Here is a 2,895-nt window from a genome sequence, read left to right as displayed (position 1 = left end):
CAAAGTCGCCAGACGCTCTTTGTGTGGTATTGCCGCTAGTTTGTTCAGCAGTCACAGCCGCAGGAATTTCTCTGCCGTATGCAGCATGTTCTCCAGCAGTTCCTTTGCCGCATCGCTGTAGAGCTGCACCTCGCCTTCGTTCATCTGGTCATAGTCCGCATAACTTAACATATACGGAAACGATTTCGGCATGACATTCAGAATCTTTCGGCAGAGAGCCATGGGAATCTCCTCATTCGGTTCACAGTTCTGATAATACCACTCACTAAGCGGAGAAAGATTCGCAAAGCAAAAATCGCACAATCCCACGTCAGTTTCGCAGTCATCGATGTAGCTTCTTCTCAAATGGTCATAGAGTTCCAGCTCGGAAGCATACTGGTTGAAATTTTTGCCGTTGTCCTTGTAGATATTATAATTCTGATATTGAAAAATCGATTTCAGATTCGGCATGAAGTACTTTCGTTTCTGCATCATACCGGTCTTTCTTGCCAGCACCGCGAAAATGATATACGGCTTGACCGCTTTTAACTTGACATCGTTGTTGATGTGCAGTTGCAGGGCACGCAGATTTTCCTCGTACACCGGATTGGTTTTGCAGCCGTACAAAAACGCGTGCTGTGCAGTGAGATGATACAGCAAGTCAAAATCTTCCTCGTTCCGGACACCGCTTTCCACACGCCGCGGCTTTTTCAGATATTCCAGCAATGCATGATATTTCTGTAAATTTTCAGACTGTGCCTGAAAAAAGTCTGTCAATTCCCGCAGTGCGTTCTGCTGGCGGAAATAATTGCGGATCTTCTGTTCCTCCGTGCGGTCTGCGGCGTTGACTGCATTCAACAGACCAAAGTCTGTTACAACACAGAAATAGAGGTACTGCAAATCCGGATGTTCCGGCTGCTGCTCGATACGTTCCATTAAGTCCCAGCAAGTGACAACTAGATCCTGATTGCGGACAGCATGCTTTTCCAGCAGGCACAAAAACTGTTTCCGAAATTGTGCTGCCTGCTCCAGTGCTTCGCTGTAGGAAACGCCGTTCTGTTCCAGCAGATCGTCCAGTTCTATGTACTGATCGGCAAGTTCGTTGATATACTTGTAGATCTCGTAATCTATATCTGCCATTGGCACTCCCTCCTCGCCGCTTTTCAAAAGTCTTCCGAAATCCCGCCTGAGCCGTTTTCCGGCATCGCCGTTCAGAATCCGCTTGTCCTCCAGATGCAGACGAAGCTGTTCCCGCAGCTGTTCGCCGTCTGATTCTGCTTCCATGTCCAGTTTTCGTTTTCTGCTGCGAAGGACTTCGTCTTCTTCAGTACTTTCCGATAATTTTGTCAGTGGATTTGGCATCAGCCCATGCATGTTTCTCCCCCTCTCTTAAGGCAACACCGCACAAAGATTGTGCGTAAGGTGCGTTGGCAGATTGCGTAAAAACCGTCGGGCAGGCTTTGTGCGGTGTTTCCTTCATTATACACTTTTTGAAGTACTATGGCAAGTACAAAAATTGCGTGTCAATCCGTCAGGCGTGCTTTATGCAATGTTTCCTTTGGATATGAGGAACTGTGTGGCAATCTCCCTGTAGCACAAAAGAGCACGCCAACGAGGAGCGGTGTGCTCTTGGGGTGTGCCGGTCAGACCACAAAAGATTTCCGGCTTTACGCAAAATTACGCCGGATCTTCTCCTCCGAGTCTTCATACGGCAAATCCAAAATATCATACAGCCGAATCAGCAGCAGGGCGTTGTTTTCGGAAATTTCCTGAATTTGTTCTGCTTTTTCATGCTCGCCGATCTTTTCAAGAAAAATTTCCAGTTCGCCATTGCCGTAGCTGTACAGCAGTTCATCAATGGAAAAACAGCGTTTTAAGTCATTCAAATCGGTTAAGATCTCACCATTCATAAACATCTGTTCTCACCTCCTGCAAACAGCATAGCACAGTTTTTCAGGAGAGTAAATACAAAACAGTTCCAAAAATACGGGACATTTTCGGAACTGTTTTTGATTGACAAGGGCAATTTGAGATGAAAAAAGGACGCACGTTGTACCCAAGAAAAGGAAGCGATGATGTGAAATGAGTTTAAATCAATATTATAAGCACACTGTTCGCATCATTTACAAAGATGATGGAACAATGATTTCAGGGTATTGTAACGTGTTTGTCCCAGCACCTGACAATGACGGCGTAGACGGAATTGCATTGGACACAGGCGTTTGGATTGACGCAGACGAAATTAAAACAATTGAAGCTATAGATTAAACGGATTATAGATAAAGCACACAATGGCAAAAAACGACATGGAAGTTATCATGTACAAAATCCTCCGGTACTTGTACGAGTGCATGAAGACTGGAAAAACGCCGGATCTGGCAGACATCATGTGGAATTGTAAGATGTTTGACATTCCGAAGGCATACTGACTTTCAATATGTGCCGATATAAAATTTTGAAACAAATCATTTTTAGCGACATTTGCTCTGACTTGGAGAAAATGTCGCTACTTTTATGTCCACTCGAACTTTTTAAACGCATTTTAGAGATTTTCTATTGACAATTGCAGAGAATTATGTTATAATCATAACATGAATATTATGTTCGATAGTCGATATGATAATAATTATATTTTCCAATTTTAAACAAGTTCATATGTAAACCATCTGCTAGTTTTGCACGATGTTGCCTCCGCAAAAAGTGAAGAAAACACTGCATAAAGCTTGTGCGTAAAATGCGTCATCAGATTTTTCGGCAGATTGCGTGCAAAGCCGTCAGGCTGGCTTTATTCCGTGCTTCCTGAATCATCCAAATGCATCAAAATCGGTTTCGTACCCTGTCCCCGCTTGTTTTTCAGAAATCCCCCGCAAATACATTTTAAAGGCAATACCGCACAAAGATTGTGCGGCAGATGCG

General features: G+C 44.0%; 4 protein-coding genes. 2 read left to right on the top strand and 2 right to left on the bottom strand.

Going from position 1 to position 2,895, the window contains the following annotated elements; all coding sequences use genetic code 11:
• Positions 1-51: 51 nt before the first annotated feature.
• Together RUMCAL_RS09815 and RUMCAL_RS09810 are read right to left on the bottom strand one after the other, a co-directional pair.
• Positions 52-1,353: a hypothetical protein gene (locus RUMCAL_RS09815; RefSeq protein ID WP_021682668.1), complete on the bottom strand. Its 1,302-nt coding sequence runs from the start codon at positions 1,351-1,353 to the stop codon at positions 52-54.
• 293 nt (positions 1,354-1,646) lie between these two features.
• Entirely contained in the window at positions 1,647-1,895 is a 249-nt protein-coding gene (locus RUMCAL_RS09810; RefSeq protein ID WP_021682666.1) for a hypothetical protein, read from the bottom strand.
• A gap of 166 nt (positions 1,896-2,061) precedes the next feature.
• Here RUMCAL_RS09810 and RUMCAL_RS09805 point away from each other — a divergent pair, with 166 nt between their 5' ends.
• Both RUMCAL_RS09805 and RUMCAL_RS15565 read left to right on the top strand, forming a co-directional pair.
• Complete coding sequence (locus RUMCAL_RS09805; RefSeq protein ID WP_021682665.1) at positions 2,062-2,247, top strand: hypothetical protein; 186 nt, start codon at positions 2,062-2,064, stop codon at positions 2,245-2,247.
• Positions 2,248-2,270: 23 nt separating this feature from the next.
• Positions 2,271-2,408 (top strand): hypothetical protein, encoded by a 138-nt coding sequence (locus tag RUMCAL_RS15565; protein WP_021682664.1) that lies wholly within the window; start codon positions 2,271-2,273, stop codon positions 2,406-2,408.
• The last annotated feature ends 487 nt before the right edge of the window (positions 2,409-2,895 follow it).

Origin of the sequence: Ruminococcus callidus ATCC 27760, from assembly GCF_000468015.1 — a bacterium.
GTDB lineage: Bacteria > Bacillota > Clostridia > Oscillospirales > Ruminococcaceae > Ruminococcus_C > Ruminococcus_C callidus.
The sequence above is the reverse complement of the archived record's forward strand: the minus strand, read 5'-3'. Positions and strand labels throughout refer to the sequence as shown.